This window comes from Promicromonospora sp. NPDC060204 (genome assembly GCF_042728455.1).
Lineage (GTDB): Bacteria > Actinomycetota > Actinomycetes > Actinomycetales > Cellulomonadaceae > Promicromonospora.
In genome coordinates this window covers 1-19,081 of sequence record NZ_JBHWZO010000113.1, presented here as the reverse complement: position 1 = coordinate 19,081, position 19,081 = coordinate 1, and the positions used below count along the sequence as shown (strand labels likewise).

The following is a 19,081-nucleotide window of genomic DNA, read 5'->3' as shown; positions in this document are numbered from 1 at the left end:
GTGTTGAGCACCGCGCCCTCGGGGATGATCGGCACCAGGCCGGCCAGGATCTCGCCGAGGGCCGGCCGAGGCGGTTCAGCGCAGCAGCTTCGACATCCGGCGGTCCGCCAGCGGCTTGCCGCCCGTCTGGCACGTGGGGCAGTACTGCATCGACCGGTCGGCGAACGACACCTCGTGCACCGTGTCACCGCACGGGACGCCGTTCCAGCCCGGGCAGGGCAGCCCCGTCCGCCCGTGCACCCGCATCCCGGCCCGCTTGGCGTCCTTGAGCTCCTTGGCGGGCTTGCCCGACGCCGCCTCGATCGCCTCGGCGAGCACGTCGCCGATCGCGGTGTGCAGCCGGGCGGTCTCCTCGGGCGTGAACGTCCCGGTCAGCTTGTACGGGCTGAACCGGCCCACGAGCAGGATCTCGTCGCTGTAGGCGTTGCCTATGCCGGCGATGGCCCGCTGGTCGCGCAGCAGGCCCTTGACCTGCTGGTTCTTCGCCGCGAGCAGCCCCGCTAGTACCTCGGTGGTGAACTCGGGTGCGAGCGGCTCCACACCCAGGGAGGCGATCATCTCGACGTCGGCCGGGTCGCGGACCACGTGCACGGCGAGCCGCTTCCGAGTCCCGGCCTCGGTCAGGTCGAACCCGGAGCCGTCGTCGAGCCGGACCCGCAGCGCGAGGATCGCGCCCCGGCTGGAGCCGCCGAGCGACGGCCGGACGGGCTTGGTCGACAGGGCGTCCGACCAGCGCACCCAGCCGCCTCGGGAGAGATGGAAGACCAGGTGGAGCGGGGCGCCGTCGGCCACCGTGCCGCCAGGAGCAGGCGTGACCTCCAGGTCCAGCCACTTGCCGTGCCGGGCCACACCGGTCACCCGGCCCCCGGCGAGCGCCGCGGGCGGTGGGTCGAACGTCTTGAGGGCCGCGATCGAGCCGACCTCCACCGCGCTGACCGTGCGCCCCGCGGTCCGCACGCGCAGGAAGTCGGCGAGCGCGGCGACCTCGGGCAGCTCCGGCATGGCCTCATCCTCCGCAACTTCCCGGGACACGGCAAGGTAAGCACCACAAATTCCAGGCGAGCCGCGGGGCTCCGCGCGGATAGGCTGTGCCCCATGTCTTCCGCACGCCTCACTCAGGGCGACGTGCTGCGCATGTCGTCCCTCTTCGTCCGTACCCTGCGCGAGGACCCGGCCGAGGCCGAGGTCGCCAGCCACAAGCTCCTCGTGCGGGCCGGGTACATCCGCCGGGCCGCCCCGGGCATCTACTCGTGGCTGCCGCTCGGCCTGCGGGTGCTGGCCAAGATCGAGGCGATCGTCCGCGAGGAGATGGTCGCGATCGGCGGCCAGGAGGTGCACTTCCCGGCGCTGCTGCCGCGGGAGCCCTACGAGGCGACGGGCCGCTGGGAGGAGTACGGCGCCGGCCTGTTCCGGCTCAAGGACCGCAAGGACGCCGACTACCTGCTCGCGCCCACGCACGAGGAGATGTTCGCGCTCCTGGTCAAGGACCTGTACTCGTCGTACAAGGACCTGCCGGTCACGCTCTTCCAGATCCAGACCAAGTACCGCGACGAGGCGCGCCCCCGCGCCGGCCTGATCCGCGGGCGCGAGTTCATCATGAAGGACTCGTACTCGTTCGACGTCAAGGACGAGGGCCTGGACGTCAGCTACCAGAAGCACCGCGAGGCGTACGAGAAGATCTTCACGCGCCTCGGCCTGGACTACGTGATCGTCTCAGCCATGTCGGGCGCCATGGGCGGCTCCCGCTCCGAGGAGTTCCTCTCGCCCTCGCCCATCGGCGAGGACACGTTCGTGCGCTCGCCCGGCGGTTACGCCGCCAACGTCGAGGCCGTGGTCACGCCCGTCCCCGAGGCGATCCCGTACGACGACGCCCCCGCTGCCCACGTCGAGGACACGCCGGACACCCCGACGATCGCCACGCTGGTCGATGTCGCCAACGCGAAGTTCCCTCGCCCCGACCGGGCCTGGACCGCCGCCGACACCCTGAAGAACGTGGTGCTCGCGCTGGTGCAGCCCGACGGTACCCGCGAGCTGGTCGTCGTCGGCCTGCCCGGCGACCGCGAGGTGGACCTCAAGCGGATCGAGGCCGCGCTGACGCCGGCCGAGCCCGAGGCCGCCACCGAGGAGGACTTCAAGAAGTTCCCGCAGCTCGTCAAGGGCTACATCGGCCCGCAGGCGCTCGGCCCCCAGGGCGAGCAGATCGAGGGCGAGGACGGCGAGAAGGTCCCCGCCATCCGCTACCTGCTGGACCCGCGCGTGGTGCCCGGCACCCGCTGGATCACGGGCGCCAACGAGCCCGGCAAGCACGTCTTCGACCTGGTGGCGGGCCGTGACTTCACGGCCGACGGCACCGTCGAGGCCGCCGATGTGCGCGCCGGCGACCCGGCCCCCGACGGCTCCGGCCCGCTGGAGCTCGCGCGTGGCATCGAGATGGGCCACATCTTCCAGCTCGGCCGCAAGTACGCCGAGGCCCTGGGCCTGGTGGTGCTCGACGAGAACGGCAAGCAGGCCGTGGTGACCATGGGCTCGTACGGCGTCGGCGTCACGCGTGCCCTGGCCGCGCTGGCCGAGGCCAACCACGACGAGCGCGGCCTGGCGTGGCCGGCGCACGTGGCTCCGGCGCACGTGCACCTGATCGCGGGGGGCAAGGACGCCGCGGTGTTCGAGGCGTCCGCGAAGATCGCGGACGACCTCGCCGCCCGCGGCGTCGAGGTGCTCTACGACGACCGGGCCGGCAAGACGTCGATCGGCGTGAAGTTCAAGGACGCCGAGCTGCTCGGCGCCCCGCTCGTGGTCGTGGTGGGCAAGGGCCTGGCCGACGGCGTGGTCGAGGTTCAGCCGCGCGCCGGCGAGGCGGAGCAGATCCCCGTCGCCGACGTCGTGGACGCCGTGGTCGAGCGGGTCAAGGCCCTGCTCGGCTGAGGCCGGGGTCGAGCCCGACCTCAGGCGAGACCGTCAGGCGAGCTCCGGCAGTCCCGGGAACGGGACTGCCGGAGCGCCCCAGCGGGCGCCCGCGAGCGTGGAGTCCGTTAGCAGCGCGACCAGCACGGCGCGTGTGCCCGGTTCGGCGAGGCCGACCAGCGAGGCGTAGTTCTGGGCCAGGCCGTTCTCGAGGTCGCGGGCGAGGTCCGTCGTGGCGGCGTCCGGTCCGGGTACCGCGTAGGCGACCCGCCGTGGGTCCTGGTCGGTCCCGGCCGTCCCCGCGAGGACGGCCCAGTCCTGGGCCCGCGCGCGGTGCACGACGGCTCGTTCGAGCGCCTGGGTGCGGACCGGCTCGTCGGCCTGCGCCGCCCGTACCTCGAGCGCGTAGGCCGCCGTGTCCTCGGCCAGGATCAGGGCGCTCAGGTCCTCGGCCGCCAGGCCGGTGGGCGCCAGAGGTGCCTCCTCGGTCTTGGCCGAGGCCGGCGTCGCCGAGGCCTCGTCGCCGTCGCTGGGCTCCGGGGCTGGATCGGTGGGCTCGGGGATCACGGTGGAGGGCAGGGCGGGGCCGTCGGCGCCGGTGAGCTGCGCGAGGGTCCTGGCATGCTGCGTCTGCGACGTGGAGATCGAGGCGAGCAGCCGGCCCAGCGGCCCGGACGGCGCCTGGTCGGCGGCTGCCCGGGTGCGCGTCGCGGCGTCGCGCAGCGACGTGACGACGGCCCGCGGCGTGGGCTCCTCGGCGGTCGCCGAGGGGGAGGAACCGGAGTCGTCGGCCACGATGTCGCCGAGACCCGAGTCGTACTCGCCGCCGAGCTCCTCCGCCTGCAGGGTCGCCGTCTCGGCGATGACGCCGAGCTCCGTCTTGACGTCGGCCCTGATCGTGTCCGACGTCGCGGCGGTCTCGGCCTGGTCGGCCACCAGCAGCGCGTCGGCCACCGCCGTGCGCCGCAGGACCTCTGCCGCGTCCGGCACGGGCTCGGTCGGCGGCGGCGTCTCGAGCCGTACTCCGCAACCTGAGAGAATGATCGCGCAGGTCAGGGCCAGCGCGGTCAGGCCTGACCGGCGTCGGGTACGGGCCGTGCGGTTCGAGGCGTTCATCGTGGCCGATGATGCCATGTTCCGGAACCCCGTTCGTCCCTGACCGGTTGCGGTCGGGTCACGGACATCACGTTCTTCGCGAAGTGCCGAGGTCCGACGCTTCGTTAGGCTTGACGCAGACAACAACAGCACATCGGTCGAACCGTTCCGGCTCGAACCGTGCCCCCGACCGGGGGATCCGACGGGAGGCAGTCGATGACACAGCAGGCGGATGCGGTCCGCGAGGTGGTGGGACCGGTGGTCGAGGCCGCAGGGCTCTACCTCGAGGAGGTGAGCGCCACCCGGGCGGGCAGCAAGTCCGTGGTCCGGGTCACCGTCGACCTGCCGGACGACGCCGTGGGCAGCCTGGACTCCGACGTCCTCGGCGACGTGTCGCGCGCGATCTCCGCGGCGCTGGACACGGACGACGTCGTCGCCGGTGCCTACACGCTCGAGATCTCGACGCCGGGCACCTCCCGGCCGCTGACCGAGCTGCGGCACTTCAAGCGCGCCCGGACGCGGCTGGTGACGCTCAAGCTCACCGACGGCGGCCTGGTCGAGGGCCGGCTGACCGACGTGCTCGACGGCGCCGACGGTGCCGTGCTGGTGCTCGACGAGGACCGGCAGGTCCCCGTCGGCGACGTCCGCCGGGGCAAGGTCGAGGTCGAGCTGCGACGGCTCGAGGACGCCCAGGATGCCGAGGATTCGGAACTGGGCGAGAGTGCAGGTGAAGACACCGACGAGGACTCGGACGGTGCCGCTACGGACAACACGACCGAGGGTCACCCCGGCCGCAACGAGGAAGGCTGACATGGACATCGACATGAGCACGCTCCGGATGCTGGAGCGCGAGCGGGACCTCAGCCTGGACGTGCTCGTCGCGGCCATCGAGCAGGCCCTCCTCTCGGCCTACCACCGCACCCCGGACGCCTACAACCGGGCCCGGGTCGAGGTGGACCGTGCGTCCGGCCACGTGACGGTGTGGGCGCGCGAGGAGCTGCCCGTCGCCGAGGACCCCGAGGACCCGGACGCGCGCCCCGTGGTGGAGCTCGGCCCCGAGTTCGACGACACGCCGCAGGACTTCGGCCGCATCGCGACCGCGACGGCCCGCCAGGTGATCGTGCAGCGGCTGCGCGACGCCGAGGACGACCAGGTGCTCGGCACCTTCCGCGGCAAGGAGGGCGAGGTCCTCGCCGGCGTCATCCAGCAGGGCCGCGACCCGCGCATGGTCCTCGTGGACGTGGGCGGCACCGAGGCCGTGCTGCCCCCGCACGAGCAGGTGCCCACCGAGGAGTACGTGCACGGCGAGCGGCTGCGCGCCTACGTGGTTGAGGTCAGCCGCGGAATGAAGGGTCCTCAGATCACGTTGAGCCGTACGCACCCGAACCTCGTGCGCAAGCTCTTCGAGCTCGAGGTCCCCGAGATCGCGGACGGCTCGGTGGAGATCACCGCCATCGCCCGCGAGGCGGGGCACCGCACCAAGATGGCCGTGCGTTCCCGCGTGTCGGGGCTCAACGCCAAGGGTGCGTGCATCGGCCCGATGGGCGCCCGCGTCCGCGCGGTGATGGCCGAGCTGCACGGCGAGAAGATCGACATCGTCGACCACAGCGACGACCCCGCCTCCTTCGTGGCGAGCGCACTGTCTCCGGCCCGTGTGTCGTCTGTCACAGTGGTCGACGCCGACGCCCGTGCCGCACGGGCGATCGTCCCCGACTACCAGTTGTCCCTCGCGATCGGCAAGGAAGGGCAGAACGCCCGGCTCGCCGCGAAGCTGACGGGATGGCGGATCGACATCCGGTCGGACGAGGCGGCTGACGCCGACGCAGGTGGCGCCGCCGCCGACGCACAGAGCGGTCGGTAACGCCCGGTGGGTCGGCGCGGTAGACTGTCCGAGTCTGGGCCGCGTGCTCGTCCTTCGACATACCCCGCTCCGCCTGTCATGGGCCCGGTGCGGACGTGTGTCGGATGCCGGGGGCGCGACCAGCGGTCTGCACTCCTGCGTCTGGTGCTGGACACCCCGATGCATGATGTCGACGTGGCAGAGCCACGGCGCGTCGTGGTCGACGTCCGTGCCTGTCTGCCGGGTCGCGGCGCCTGGGTCCACCCGGTGTCGCAGTGCCTGGAGCTCGCCGAGCGCCGCAGGGCCGTCCCCCGCGCACTGCGCGCCGACGGGCCCCTCGACCTCGGCGAGGTGCGAGCACACCTCGGCCGGTGAGGGTGCCGACCGCAAGACCGTTCCGACCGGGCGCGACAGAGCACCCGGCCGAATCATGAAGTTCGTCGACAAGGAAGCGGGTTTGAAGCCGATGGGCACCCGATGAGTCCCCAGCGATGAGTACGCAGTACTAACGGTGGTCCTCCCTGTCCCGGGACGGACCGAGACAGGAGAGATGTGGCGAAGATCCGCGTTCACGAGCTGGCTAAGCAGCTCGGAGTGGAGAGCAAGACCCTGATGGGCGAGCTGAAGGCCGCGGGCGAGTTCGTCCGCTCGGCCTCCTCGACCCTTGAGGCCCCGGTCGAGCGAGCGATGCGCGACAAGTTCCCCGTCGGTGGCGCCTCCGGCGCGTCCGACAAGGGCGCAGCGGCGAAGCCTGCCGCGAGCGCGCCGAAGCCGGCCGCGAAGCCCGCGGCCCGGAAGCCTGCCGAGGCGGCACCCGCCCTGGCGTCGGCTCCCGCACCGGCCCCGGCCCCCAAGTCCGAGGCGGCGCCCGCACCTGCGCCCGCCGCGGCACCGACCCCTGCGCCGGCGGCTCCCGCCCCGGCCCCGGCGGCCGAGCAGACCCCTGTGGCCCCCGCGGCATCGGCCTCGCCGGCCGCCGCGGCACCCAAGCCCGGCGCGCCGAAGCCGGCCGCCGCGGCACCCAAGCCCGGTGCCCCCAAGCCCGCCGCCGCCCCCTCAGGCGCGCGTCCGGGTGGTCGCGACGGCGGCCGTGACGGTGGCCGTGGTGGCCGTCCGGGCGGCGGCAACCCGCGTCCGGGCAACAACCCGTTCGCGACCAGCCAGGGCATGCCCCGTCCCGGTGGCGGCCGTGGTGGCCGTCCCGCGGCCGGTGGCGGCGAGCGTCCCGGTGGCGGTAACCCGCGTCCGGGCAACAACCCGTTCGCGACCAGCCAGGGCATGCCGCGTCCGGGGCAGCGCCCCGAGCGCAGCGAGTCGGCCGGCGAGCGCCCGGGCGGTCCCCGCCCCGGTGGCCCGCGTCCCTCGGCGCCCCGTCCCGGTGGCACCGGTGGCGGCGGCCCGCGCCCGAACCCCGGCATGATGCCGGGCAAGACCAACATGCCGCGTCCGGGTGACCGCCCGGCTCCGGGTGGTGGCCGTGGTCGCCCCGGTGGCGGCGGCGGTGGCCGTCCCGGTCCTGGTGGCGCCGGCGGTGCCGGTGCTCCGGGTCGTCCCGGTGGTGGCGGCGGCGGCTTCGGCGGCCCGCGCCGGGGTGCCGGTGGTCGCGGTGCGACGCAGGGTGCCTTCGGGCGTGCCGGCGGCAAGCCGGTCCGCGGTCGTAAGTCGCGCCGGGCGAAGCGCCAGGAGTTCGAGGCGATGCAGGCCCCGTCGCTCGGCGGCGTGCAGGTTCCCCGCGGCAACGGCAGCACGGTCGTGCGCCTGCGCCACGGTGCGTCGCTGAACGACTTCGCCGACAAGATCGACGCGAACCCCGCGGCGCTCGTGACCGTCCTGTTCCACCTGGGCGAGATGGCCACGGCCACGCAGTCGCTCGACGAGGACACGTTCGGCACACTGGCGACCGAGCTCGGCTACCAGATCGAGATGGTCTCGGCCGAGGAGGAGGACCGCGAGCTGCTCGGGGCCTTCGACATCGACCTGCAGGCCGAGGAGGCGGGCGAGTCGGACGACGACCTGGTCGCCCGTCCGCCGGTCGTGACCGTCATGGGTCACGTCGACCACGGTAAGACCAAGCTGCTCGACGCCATCCGCAAGTCGGACGTGGTGGCGGGCGAGCACGGTGGCATCACGCAGCACATCGGTGCCTACCAGATCACGCACGAGCACGAGGGCACCGAGCGTGCCATCACGTTCATCGACACCCCGGGTCACGAGGCGTTCACCGCCATGCGTGCTCGTGGTGCCCAGGTCACGGACATCGCGATCCTCGTGGTCGCGGCCGACGACGGCGTGATGCCGCAGACGGTCGAGGCCGTGAACCACGCGCAGGCGGCCGGCGTGCCGATCGTCGTCGCGGTCAACAAGATCGACGTCGAGGGTGCCAACCCGGCGAAGGTGCGTCAGCAGCTCACCGAGTACAACCTGGTGGCCGAGGAGTACGGCGGCGACACGATGTTCGTCGACGTCGCGGCCAAGCCGGGCATCGGCATCGACGACCTCGTCGAGGCCGTCCTGCTGACCGCCGACGCCGCTCTCGACCTGCGCGCCAACCCGTCCAAGGACGCGCGTGGTGTCGCGATCGAGGCCAACCTCGACCGCGGTCGTGGTCCTGTGGCCACGGTGCTGGTCCAGTCGGGCACGCTGCACGTCGGCGACTCGATCGTCGCCGGCACGGCCCACGGCCGTGTGCGTGCGATGTTCGACGAGCACGGCAACGCGGTCGACGCCGCGACGCCCGCCCGTCCGGTCCAGGTGCTGGGTCTCACCAGCGTCCCGAGCGCCGGCGACACGTTCCTCGTGGCGCCGGACGACCGCACGGCACGTCAGATCGCCGAGAAGCGTGAGGCGGCCGAGCGCGCCGCGACGCTGGCCAAGCGCCGCAAGCGGATCAGCCTCGAGGACTTCGACACCGAGCTCAAGAAGGGCAAGGTCGAGAGCCTCAACCTCATCCTCAAGGGCGACGTGTCCGGTGCCGTGGAGGCACTGGAGGACGCGCTGCTCAAGATCGACGTGGGCGAGGAGGTCGAGCTGCGCGTCATCCACCGTGGTGTGGGTGCGATCACGCAGAACGACGTCAACCTGGCCACCGTCGACAGCGCCGTGATCATCGGCTTCAACGTGAAGTACGGCGAGCGCGTCGAGGAGCTGGCGGAGCGCGAAGGCGTCGACGTCAAGTTCTACTCGGTCATCTACCAGGCGATCGAGGACGTCGAGGCGGCCCTCAAGGGCATGCTCAAGCCGGAGTACGAGGAGGTCCAGCTCGGGACCGCGGAGATCCGCCAGGTCTTCCGTTCCTCGAAGTTCGGCAACATCGCCGGTTCGGTCATCCGCTCGGGCACCATCCGACGCAACTCGAAGGCGCGCGTGCTGCGCAACGGCACCGTCGTGGGCGACAACCTCACGATCGAGTCGCTGCGTCGCGAGAAGGACGACGTCACCGAGGTCCGCGAGGGCTTCGAGTGCGGTATCGGTCTCGGGTCGTTCAACGACGTCACCGAGGGCGACATCATCGAGACCTTCGAGATGCGCGAGAAGCCGCGCGACTGACACCACTGTCGCCGAGTCAGCATGCTGGTCCGTCCAGATCCCGGGAGTTCCCGGGGTCCGGGCGGACCAGCATGCTGACTCGGCGGAGTCGGAAAGGAATGGACCATGGTCGACAATCCGCGGGCTCGCAAGCTCGCCGACCGCATCAAGGTGATCGTCGCGCAGATGATCGACTCGCGGATCAAGGATCCGCGGCTCGGCTTCGTGACGGTCACGGACGTCCGCGTCACCGGTGACCTGCAGAACGCCTCGGTGTTCTACACGGTCTACGGCTCGGACGAGGACCGCGAGGGCACGGCCGCGGCGCTGAAGAGCGCCACGGGCATGATCCGCTCCGAGGTGGGCAAGCAGACCGGTGTGCGCCTGACGCCCACCATCGAGTTCCACCTCGACTCGGTCCCTGACACGGCCGCCCACCTCGACGCCGCGCTGATCGAGGCGCGCAAGCGGGACGCCGAGCTCGAGGCACTGCGTGCCGGGGCCCGGTACGCGGGCGACGAGGACCCGTACAAGAAGCCGCGCGAGGACGACGCCGAGGCCGAGTGACCTCCGACCCCGCGCTCGCGCGTGACATCGACGCCGCCTGCCGCCTGACCGGGACGTTCACGCTCCGGTCGGGCCAGGTGGCGTCGGAGTACTTCGACAAGTACCTGTTCGAGAGCGACCCTGCGCTGCTGGCCCGGGTCGCGCGCCAGATGGTGCCGCTGGTCCCCGCGGACGCCGACCTGCTGGGCGGCCTCGAGCTCGGCGGGGTGCCGATCGTGACCGTGCTCAGCGGCCTGACCGGCACGGGCGCGCTGTACGTGCGCAAGCAGGCCAAGGAGTACGGCACCGCGAAGCTCGCCGAGGGGCCGCCGGTCGAGGGCCGCCGGGTCGTGCTGGTCGAGGACGTGATCACCACCGGCGGCGCAGTCCGCGACGCGACGTCGGCGCTCCGGGCCGCCGGGGCCGTCGTGGAGACGGTGGTCTGCGCGATCGACCGCAGCCCGGCCGGCAGCACGCCCCTCGCCGACGTCGGCGTGGAGGTCCGCGCCGTCCTGACCAAGGCCGACCTCGACGCCGCGCGGCACTCCTGAGCCACGGGATACTGAACCCCATGACCTCTCCCACCCCGCAGGCTCCCGCGCGCCGTCCCACGGCCGCCGACGGGTTCGTCGTGGTCGACAAGCCGCAGGGCTGGACCAGCCACGACGTCGTCGGGCGGATGCGGCGCCTGGCCGGGACTCGCAAGGTCGGCCACGCCGGCACGCTCGACCCGATGGCGACCGGCGTGCTCGTGCTCGGGATCGGCAAGGCCACGCGCCTGCTCACGTACGTGGTGGGCGCCGACAAGGACTACGACGCCACGATCCGGCTGGGCGTGGCCACGACCACGGACGACGCCGAGGGCACGGTGGCCGAGGTGGCCGGCCCGGACGCCGTCGGGCGCGTGGACCGGGCGGCGCTGGACGCCGCGATCGCCGACCTCACGGGCGACATCCTGCAGGTGCCCACGTCCGTGTCCGCGATCAAGGTGGACGGCAGGCGCGCCTACGCACGCGTCCGGGCGGGGGAGGAGGTCGCGCTGAAGGCGCGGCCCGTCACCGTGTCCCGGTTCGAGGTCGTGGACGTCCGCGCGGCTACGGCGACCGTGCCGGACGGCGACCTCGAGGAGTACGTCGATCCGGGGGACGCCGATCCCGCCGCCGAGCCCGGCATCGCCCCGACCGCCGCCGAACCCGGCGACGGCCCCACCCGCGACGTGCCCGTGGTCGACGTCGACGTGCGCGTCACCGTCTCGTCCGGCACCTACGTGCGCGCCCTGGCCCGCGACCTCGGCGCGGCGCTCGGCACCGGCGGCCACCTGACCGTGCTGCGCCGCACCCGGGTGGGCGGCTACCCGCTGGACGGCGCCCGCACGCTGGAGGAGCTGGAGGCGCAGGCCGACGCCGACGGCACGCTGGCCACGCTCCCGCTGGCCGACGCCGCGCGCGGCACGTTCCCGGTGCGCGAGCTCGACGAGGCCGAGGTGCGCGCGCTCGGCTACGGCCAGTGGGTCGAGCCGTCTGGGCGCGCCGACGTCGTGGCGGCGCTCTCGCCGTCGGGCACGCTCGTGGCGCTGCTGGAGGACACGCGGCGCCGCGGCGAGAGCCTCGCCAAGCCGGTCCTGGTGCTCGCCCCCGCCCCCTGACCGGGCCGGCGAGCACCAGGCGCGCGCCCGCCAGACCAGCGGGTCAGGCCGGCACGGTCAGGACCGGCGCCCGCCGGGTGCGGCCCGTGGTGCGGGCGTGGCCCACGACGGACAGCAGCACCCCGGCCCCCGCCCAGAGCGCGAGCGCCAGCCAGGCCGCCGACGCGTCGGCGTCGGGGAAGTACGAGACGTCGCGCAGCAGGGTGGCGCTGGCGCCCGGCGGCATCCACTGACCGATCGCGCCCCAGTGCCAGGGCAGGAACTCGGGCGGCATCGCCGCGCCCGAGATCGGGTTCCCGATCAGCATCATCAGCACCGGGCCGAGCGCGATGCCAGGCCTGCCGAGCACCGCGACGAACCCGGTGATGGGTGCGGCGATCGCGGCGATCGAGAGGGCGAGGGTGGCGCCGTCGAGCAGCCAGTCGCCCTGCACGGTGCCGAACCAGAAGTGCAGGATGCCCACGAGGATCGCGCCGCCGACCACCGAGTACACGGTGACGGCGAGCACCCGGCGCAGGGCCCCGTTGACGGCGAGCGAGATGCCGATGCCGCCGATCATGCCGCCGAGCAGGATCGGGAACATCGCGGCCGCCAGGCCGGAGCCGCGGGGGTCGTCGGCGGACAGCGGGACCACGTCCGTGACGGTCACCTGGGGAACCTCGGGCAGCGACGGGGCCTGGGCCGCGCCGGGCTCTGGCGCCTGCGGCTGCTCGCCTCGTGCGGCGGCCTCGAGCGCCTGCTGGACGGCGGTCTGTGTGGCCTGGGCCGCCTGTTCCTGGGCGGCGGCGAGGGCCGCCGCCGTCGCGGCGTTCGCCTGCTCCTGGATCCCGCGCTGCAGCTGTGCGGCGATCTGGGTCATGAGCTGGTGCGTGGCCGTGCTCGCCGCGGAGGCGGTGAGCACCTCGGGCGCCTCGCCCGCCTTCGGGTCGCCCAGCACGACGCCGCCGTAGACGTCGCGGTTCTCGACGGCCTCGACGGCGGCGGCCCGGTCGCCGGCCTCGATCAGCTCGACGGCTCCGGGCTGGGCCTCGTCGAGGTTCTCGCGGACGGCGCTGACGGCGTCGGCGGACCCGACCACGGCGACGGGCAGGTCGCGTGGCTCGGCCGTGACCGAGGGCCACGAGAAGGCGAGCACGAACACGGTGAGCACGAGGGTGAGGGCCAGCGCGACGCCGACGACCCGGCCTGCCGGGGTGTGGGGCGCTGGTGCTTCGTAGGACAAGGGTTGCTCCATATCTAAAAAAACGAACGCTCGTTCTTTATGGGCAACGATGCTCCGCGACCGTATGCTTGTCAATCTCCTGGGCGTCCCCCAGGTCCCGACGACGGAGGTGCCGGTGCCGAAGATCAGTGACGCTCGTCGGGACGCCCGCCGTGCCGAGATCCTGGAGGCGGCCCGGCGCGCGTTCGCCGCGAAGGGCTACCAGCACACCTCGATGGCCGAGGTGATCGCGGAGGCCGGGCTGTCGACCGGTGCCGTCTACGGGTACTTCGAGGGCAAGCGCGAGCTGTTCGCGGCTGTGGCGAGGACCACCCTGAGCCGCCGGAGCGCAGACCTTGAGGCAGCCGCGGCGGGCGGCGACCCGCCGGCCCCCGCCGAGATACTGGAGATCGTGCTCCGGGGTGTGCTGTCCGAGGGCTTCGAGCTCCCGCTCCTGCTCCAGCTCTGGGGCGAGGCGACCGTGGACCCCGAGATGCGCGGCGTCGTGAATCTGGGCTTCAAGGAGCTCAGGAACGCCTTCCGCGCCGCCCTGACGCGCTGGTTCGCGGCGCACCCGGAGCACGCCCCCGACGGCGCCGAGTCAGCCGCGGAGGACCTGCTCCCGGCCCTCATGGGCCTCGGCCAGGGCTACATCTTCCAGTCGGCGATGTTCGACGAGTTCGACTCCCGGGCCTACCTGGACGCGGCCCGCCGGATCCTGCCGCGCTGACCGCGGATCGCCCCGACAGCGCCGGGCGGGCGCACGACCGCCGAAACACGCCGTAGGCTTTTGGCGACCGGTGCGGGGCGCGGCGTGAGCGGCTCCCGCACCCGCGCCACCCGATTCATGAGGAGCAACCCGCGTGCAGCTGTGGACGGACCTGGAACAGGTTCCCCCGGGATTCGGGCCATCAGTGGTGACGATCGGCAACTTCGACGGCGTCCACCGCGGCCACCAGGCGGTGCTCGACCGCATCCTCCGGCTCGCCCGGAGCGACGCGGCCCGCGCCGTCGCCGTGACGTTCCACCCGCACCCGTCCGCGGTGCACCGGCCCGACTCGGCCCCCGAGCTGATCACGGGCCTGGAGGACCGCCTCGCGCTCATGGAGCGCACCGGTCTCGACGCGACCCTGCTGGTCAGCTACACCCTCGACTTCGCGGCTCAGACGCCCGAGGAGTTCGTGTCCCGTTACCTGGTCGACGGCCTGCGCGCCCGCACCGTGGTGGTGGGGCACGACGTGCGCTTCGGCAAGCAGAACGCGGGCACGCTCGCCACGATGGTCGAGCTCGGCGGGCAGCACGGGTTCGAGGTCGTGGCCATCGAGGACGTCGGTGACTCGGCCGGCGAGGGCGACGGGCACCAGCGGTGGTCGTCGACGGCGGTGCGCGCGCTGCTCGCGGAGGGCGATGTCGACCAGGCCGCCGACGTGCTGGGCCGCCCGCACCTCGTGCGCGGCACCGTGGTCCACGGCGACGCCCGCGGCCGCGAGATGGGCTTCCCGACCGCCAACCTCGGCGACATCACCGGCCTGGTCCCGGCGGACGGCGTCTACGCGGGCTGGCTGCGCCGCGGCACCGCCGCGACCTGCGCGAGCCTCGCCGGGCCGGAGCACGACCGGGCGACCGCCTCCGGGGCGGGCCTCGGGCAGGAGGAGATCCTGCCCGCCGCGATCTCCGTGGGCACCAACCCCACGTTCGACGGCGTGGAGCGCCGCGTCGAGGCCTACGTGCTCGACCGCACCGACCTCGACCTGTACGACCAGACGGTCGTGCTCGAGTTCGTGGCGCACCTGCGACCGACGCTGCGGTTCGACGGCATGGAGCCGCTGATCGCCCAGATGAACGACGACGTGGCGCGGGCCCGCAAGATCCTGCGGCCGTAGGGCGGTGCGCCGGGCAAACTAAGATTCAATCTTACTAAGATCCGATCTTAGTTTGCGGGTGCGCGCGGCCTGGAGGTGAGGCCCGGCGGGAGATCTTCCGGCCCCTCGCGCGTTGGGGTGGACATGACGTACCTCGAGCTGTCCGACCTGGTGGTCGGGTACGGCGGCAACGCCGTCTGCGCACCCGTGAGCCTCACGCTGGGAGCCGGCGACATCGTCGCCGTGATCGGCGCCAACGGCACCGGCAAGTCCACCCTGCTGCGCACCGTGCTCGGCCTGCAGGAGCCGCTGTCCGGCACGGTGGGCGCGTTCGGCCGGGCGGTGGACGAACGGGAGCGACGCTTCCGCGCCCGCGTCGCGGGCGTGCTGGACGACGACGCGTTCTTTCCCGGCGTGACCGTCCGCGAGCACCTCGTGCTCACCGCGCGCGGCCACGGCGTGGCGGACGCCGGCGCCGTCACGGACCGGGTGCTCGACCACGTGGGCATCACGGAGCGCGCAAGCGCCATGCCCCACACGCTCTCGTCGGGGCAGCGGCGCCGGTTCCTGCTCGCGAGCGCCCTGGTGCGGCCGCGTGACCTGCTCGTGCTCGACGAGCCGGAGCAGCGCCTCGACACCGCGATGCGGGCCCGGCTGGGCGACACGCTGCGCGCCGAGGCGGAGGCCGGCACGGCCGTCCTGTTCGCCACGCACGACGACCGGCTCCTGGCCGCGACCGGCGCGAGCGCGCTGTACCTGTCCGACGACGACGCCGTGCTCCTGGAGCCGGCCGAGGCGCCGGGCGTGCTGGCGGGCTTCCGGTGACGGGCGAGGCGCCGGACGCCGGGGCCACCGCAGCCGCCGGGGCGGCCGCTCGTGACGGCGGGGCCGACGCTCGTGCCGGTGGGCTACCCCGGCTCGTCGCGTCCGACGAGGAGACCCTCACCGGCGCCGAGCTGCGCCGGCTGACCGCCCGGGTGCGCGCCCACAACCTGCCGGCCGAACCGGGCCGGGTGGCGCTCGACGTGGCCGAGGTGGTGATCTCGCTCGCCCTGGTCGTGCTGTACCTGTGGGGGTTCGGCGGCCCCGTGCGGGAGCTGCTCGGCTCCGACGCGACCGCCTTCGGGCTCGGGCCGGGCCTGGTCCAGGCCCTCGTGCTCGCGCTCGCGGGGGTGGCCGGGGCGGCGGTAGCGCTCCGGCTCGGCCCCGCCGGCCTGCCCGCGGCCGGGGTGCGCTGGTGGGTGCCGACGCCCGCCGACCGGGCGGGGCTCACCTCGCCCTCGGTGGTCCGCGCGCTGCTCGCCGGGGTCGGCGCGGGCCTCGTCGCGGGCGGCGCGCCCGCGGTGCTGGCCGGCGTCGGCCTCGCGGGGGTCGGCCTGGACGCGGCGTTCGGCGCAGCCCTCGGGCTGCTCGTCGTCGCCGGCGCGGGCGCGCTCCAGGTGAGCGGGGCGACGTCGGGCAGCCTGCCGGGGCGGGTGCTCGACGTGCTGCTCGCCGCCGTACCGGTGGCCGGACTGGGCCTCGCGCTGTGGGCGCCCGCCTGGGGCGCCTGGACCGTGCCGTGGGGCGTACCCGCAGCACTGGCCGCCGTCGGCGCCGTCGCCCTCGTCGTGTGGGTGCGCGGCCTGGACCGGCTCCGGGCGGGCGAGCTACGTGCCCGCGCGTCGGCGGCGATGCAGGCCTCCGCTGCCCTTCTGTCGCTCGACGGCGGCAGCGTGAGCCGCGCCCTGGGCACCGGGCCGACGGCGTCGCGCACCTTCGCGTGGGTACCGCGGGCCGCGCGCGGTCCCGCGGGCGCCCTGCTCGCCGCGGACGCCACGCTGCTGCTGCGCTCGCCGGCGGCCCTTGCCGCGCTGCTCGCGCTGGCCTCCGCCGGGGCCGTGGCCGTGCAGGTGCCCGCGCTGTCCGACGGGATCGGGCTCTGGGCCGTCCTGGCCGGTGCGGGGTACGCGGGGGCGCTCGCGGGCGCCGGCGGGCCGCGCTCGGCGGGGGAGAACCCGCGGCTGGACGCCCTGGTGCCGCTGGGCGGTCGGGCCACCCGGGCCGTCCGCACGGTGTGGCCGGCGCTCGCCGCGGGTGTCGTGCTGGCGCTCGTCGCGGTGGTGGGCGGGGGCGGGGCGTGGCTCGCGCTGGCCGCGCCCGCCGCCGTCGTGCTCGGGGCGGCCGCCGTCCGTGCGGCCTACCGCGGGCCCGTGCCCTGGGACGTGCCGATGATCGCCACCGCGGCGGGCGCGCTCCCGACGGGGCTGGTGCTGCACCAGCTCAAGGGGCCCGACGTGGCGCTGCTCGGCACCCTCCCGCTCGCCCTGTCCGTCGTGACGGGCGTGACGCCCGCCCTCGTCGTCGCGCAGGTGGTGGCGGCCGCCGGGGCGGTCTGGCGCGCGGCGCGCTGACCTCCGGTACCGGACGGGCCGCGCCGGCCGTCGGCCTGGTCGGGGGCCATTCACCCGCCGGCGTGTACGTGGGTGTGGCCCACGGCACTCCGTCACTGGTGGAGGACCTGCACCCCCAGCGAAGGAGAGACCCATGGTCCAGACCACCCAGGCACCGCCGCAGGGCGACCCGAACCACAGCCCGCACGAGGCGGTCGACCTGGCGCAGACGCCGGCCGGCCGCACGGTCCGTCGGATCGGCCACGGCGGTGTGTTCGTGCCCGCAGACCCGGACGCCCCGGAGGACCCGAAGGACAGCACTGCCACGCTCATGCCGCGCACGGAGGCGGCGGTGCGTCGCGACCTGCGCGAGCACCGGTTCGACGCGACGACGTCGTTCGACTACCTGCTGCGCGACCTCGCGCGGGAGTTCCCGGACGCGCACCTGCCCGTGGGCGACCGCGTGGCGGCGACCCGGGACGCCCTCATGCGGCTGGGCGCCGGCATGATCGAGGCGCCGGCACCGGCTCCTGGAGCGCCACCGGCGCCGGCCGCGCCGCCCCGCGACTCCACGATCCCCAGCATCTACACGTACTGGGGCCAGTTCATCGACCACGACATCACGCTCAACACGAACGGCCCGGACGACGGCAGCGGTGCGCACGGCGACCGGGCCCTCGGCGACGTCGTGAACGACCCGTTCCGGGTGTTCGAGCCCGACGTCGTGCGCCGCAGCCTGCACAACGGGCGCATCCCGCTGCTCGACCTCGACAGCCTGTACGGCTCGGGGCCGCGGTTCGCGGGCGAGAAGGACCGTGGCACCACGCGCAGCGAGGCGGCCTACGTGCCGGACTCGGCCAAGCTGCGGCTCGGCCGGATCGGCACCGAGCCGTTCGGGCCGTTCTCGCTCGTGGCGCCCGGCGACGACCCGCAGCGCGACCTGCCGCGGAGCACCGAGGCGGGCAGCGAGCGCATGCCGCTCATCCCGGACAGCCGCAACGACGAGAACCTGATCGTGGCCCAGTTCCACGTGGCGATGATCCGGTTCCACAACGCGGTCGTGGACTGGGTGGCGCGGCACGAGCCGTGGTTCGCGGTGACGCCGCGCGAGCTGTTCGACCGCGCGCAGGAGCTCGTCCGGTTCCACTACCAGTGGCTGGTGGTGAACGACTACCTGCGCACGCTGACGAAGGCCGGCGTGCTGGACTCGGTCCTGGCCACAGGGCCCACGCTGTTCCGGCCCGCCCGGCGGGTGTCGATGCCGCTGGAGTTCGCGGTGGCGGCGTTCCGGTTCGGGCACTCGATGGTGCGCGGCGCCTACGACTTCAACGTCAACTTCACCGGGAACGGCCCGGGCGGGGTGGCGTCGCTCGACCTGCTGTTCCGGTTCACCGGCAACGGCGGGCTGTCGCCCAGCCCGGCGAACCCGAGTCCGGCGCTGCCGTCCAACTGGCCCGTCGAGTGGCCCCGGCTGACCGACAAGGGTGACCCCCTGGCGTTCCGCATGGCCCGCAAGATCGACCCGTTCCTGGCGGACGGGCTGGGCCACCTCCTCAACGAGGGCAACACGGCCCCGGAACCGGTCAAGGCGCTGCTCAAGCAGCTCGCGCAGCGCAACCTGCTGCGGGGCTACATGCTGGCGATCCCGACGGGGGAGGCCGTGGCCGCCGAGCTGCGCGCCCGCCCGCTCACGCCCGCGCAGCTCCGGCAGAACGCGTCGCCCGAGGTGGTGGCCGCGCTCGACGCCCTGGACGGCACGCCGCTCTGGTACTACGTGCTCAAGGAGGCCGAGGTCCAGGGCAACGGCAACTTCCTGGGCGAGGTGGGCAGCCGCATCCTGGCGGAGACGTTCGTCTACCTGCTGCGGCTGGACCCCGAGTCGTTCATGCGCCGCCCTGGCGGCGACTGGACCCCGGCGTACGGGGTCCGGTTCGAGGACGGTCTCCTCATCACGACCATCTCGGACCTCCTGGCGTTCGCCGGGGTCTTCCCGATCGGGCAGGACGACGCGGGAGCCCCGCTCTTCCGCCGCAACGGCGACGGCTACGCGGGCCACGACGGGGCGTGAGCCCGTCCGTGTCAGACGTCCAGGTC

The 19,081-nt window shown here is 73.8% G+C and carries 16 protein-coding genes; 13 read left to right on the top strand and 3 right to left on the bottom strand.

The window, feature by feature from the left end; all coding sequences use genetic code 11:
• Positions 1-75 precede the first annotated feature (75 nt).
• Positions 76-1,002, bottom strand: coding sequence for a DNA-formamidopyrimidine glycosylase family protein (locus ACFWEJ_RS15550; RefSeq protein ID WP_377230110.1), 927 nt, complete (start codon positions 1,000-1,002; stop codon positions 76-78).
• 93 nt (positions 1,003-1,095) lie between these two features.
• Between ACFWEJ_RS15550 and ACFWEJ_RS15545 the strand changes: the two genes are divergently transcribed.
• Positions 1,096-2,922, top strand: a complete 1,827-nt coding sequence (locus tag ACFWEJ_RS15545) for a proline--tRNA ligase (protein ID WP_377230109.1) — start codon at positions 1,096-1,098, stop codon at positions 2,920-2,922.
• Positions 2,923-2,955: 33 nt separating this feature from the next.
• Here the strand turns inward: ACFWEJ_RS15545 and ACFWEJ_RS15540 are convergent, their stop codons facing one another.
• On the bottom strand, positions 2,956-4,017 hold the full coding sequence (locus ACFWEJ_RS15540; protein WP_377230108.1) for a DUF4439 domain-containing protein: 1,062 nt from the start codon (positions 4,015-4,017) through the stop codon (positions 2,956-2,958).
• A 195-nt stretch (positions 4,018-4,212) separates the two neighbouring features.
• Between ACFWEJ_RS15540 and rimP the strand changes: the two genes are divergently transcribed.
• The 7 genes from rimP to truB all read left to right on the top strand — a co-directional run bounded on the left by rimP (position 4,213) and on the right by truB (position 11,552).
• Entirely contained in the window at positions 4,213-4,806 is a 594-nt protein-coding gene (rimP, locus tag ACFWEJ_RS15535; protein WP_377230107.1) for a ribosome maturation factor RimP, read from the top strand.
• Position 4,807: 1 nt separating this feature from the next.
• Positions 4,808-5,857 carry a transcription termination factor NusA gene (gene nusA / locus ACFWEJ_RS15530; protein ID WP_377230106.1) on the top strand — a complete coding sequence of 350 codons (1,050 nt, stop codon included), beginning with the start codon at positions 4,808-4,810 and terminating at the stop codon, positions 5,855-5,857.
• A gap of 78 nt (positions 5,858-5,935) precedes the next feature.
• Positions 5,936-6,211 (top strand): YlxR family protein, encoded by a 276-nt coding sequence (locus tag ACFWEJ_RS15525; protein WP_377230105.1) that lies wholly within the window; start codon positions 5,936-5,938, stop codon positions 6,209-6,211.
• A gap of 177 nt (positions 6,212-6,388) precedes the next feature.
• The gene (gene infB, locus ACFWEJ_RS15520; RefSeq protein WP_377230104.1) at positions 6,389-9,382 is read left to right on the top strand and encodes a translation initiation factor IF-2; all 2,994 of its coding nucleotides are present in this window, start codon (positions 6,389-6,391) and stop codon (positions 9,380-9,382) included.
• Positions 9,383-9,487: 105 nt separating this feature from the next.
• The gene (gene rbfA, locus ACFWEJ_RS15515) at positions 9,488-9,928 is read left to right on the top strand and encodes a 30S ribosome-binding factor RbfA (RefSeq protein WP_377230103.1); all 441 of its coding nucleotides are present in this window, start codon (positions 9,488-9,490) and stop codon (positions 9,926-9,928) included.
• Positions 9,925-10,458, top strand: coding sequence for an orotate phosphoribosyltransferase (gene pyrE / locus ACFWEJ_RS15510; RefSeq protein WP_377230102.1), 534 nt, complete (start codon positions 9,925-9,927; stop codon positions 10,456-10,458). Before rbfA ends, pyrE begins: the two co-directional genes overlap by 4 nt.
• A 20-nt stretch (positions 10,459-10,478) precedes the next feature.
• Complete coding sequence (gene truB / locus ACFWEJ_RS15505) at positions 10,479-11,552, top strand: tRNA pseudouridine(55) synthase TruB (RefSeq protein WP_377230101.1); 1,074 nt, start codon at positions 10,479-10,481, stop codon at positions 11,550-11,552.
• 43 nt (positions 11,553-11,595) lie between these two features.
• On the opposite strand, the gene ACFWEJ_RS15500 is transcribed toward truB, so the two are convergent.
• Complete coding sequence (locus tag ACFWEJ_RS15500; protein ID WP_377230100.1) at positions 11,596-12,774, bottom strand: hypothetical protein; 1,179 nt, start codon at positions 12,772-12,774, stop codon at positions 11,596-11,598.
• 115 nt (positions 12,775-12,889) lie between these two features.
• On the opposite strand from ACFWEJ_RS15500, the gene ACFWEJ_RS15495 reads away from it, so the two are divergent.
• The 5 genes from ACFWEJ_RS15495 (at position 12,890) to ACFWEJ_RS15475 (ending at position 19,055) form a co-directional block, all read left to right on the top strand.
• A complete protein-coding gene (locus tag ACFWEJ_RS15495) occupies positions 12,890-13,483 on the top strand; it encodes a TetR/AcrR family transcriptional regulator (protein WP_377230099.1) in 594 nt (197 codons plus the stop codon).
• A 133-nt stretch (positions 13,484-13,616) separates the two neighbouring features.
• Positions 13,617-14,636 carry a bifunctional riboflavin kinase/FAD synthetase gene (locus ACFWEJ_RS15490; RefSeq protein ID WP_377230098.1) on the top strand — a complete coding sequence of 340 codons (1,020 nt, stop codon included), beginning with the start codon at positions 13,617-13,619 and terminating at the stop codon, positions 14,634-14,636.
• A 123-nt stretch (positions 14,637-14,759) separates the two neighbouring features.
• Positions 14,760-15,440: an ATP-binding cassette domain-containing protein gene (locus ACFWEJ_RS15485; protein ID WP_377230097.1), complete on the top strand. Its 681-nt coding sequence runs from the start codon at positions 14,760-14,762 to the stop codon at positions 15,438-15,440.
• Complete coding sequence (locus ACFWEJ_RS15480) at positions 15,437-17,008, top strand: DUF6297 family protein (protein ID WP_377230096.1); 1,572 nt, start codon at positions 15,437-15,439, stop codon at positions 17,006-17,008. Before ACFWEJ_RS15485 ends, ACFWEJ_RS15480 begins: the two co-directional genes overlap by 4 nt.
• Before the next feature lie 133 nt (positions 17,009-17,141).
• Complete coding sequence (locus tag ACFWEJ_RS15475) at positions 17,142-19,055, top strand: heme peroxidase family protein (RefSeq protein WP_377230095.1); 1,914 nt, start codon at positions 17,142-17,144, stop codon at positions 19,053-19,055.
• Positions 19,056-19,081 lie beyond the last annotated feature (26 nt).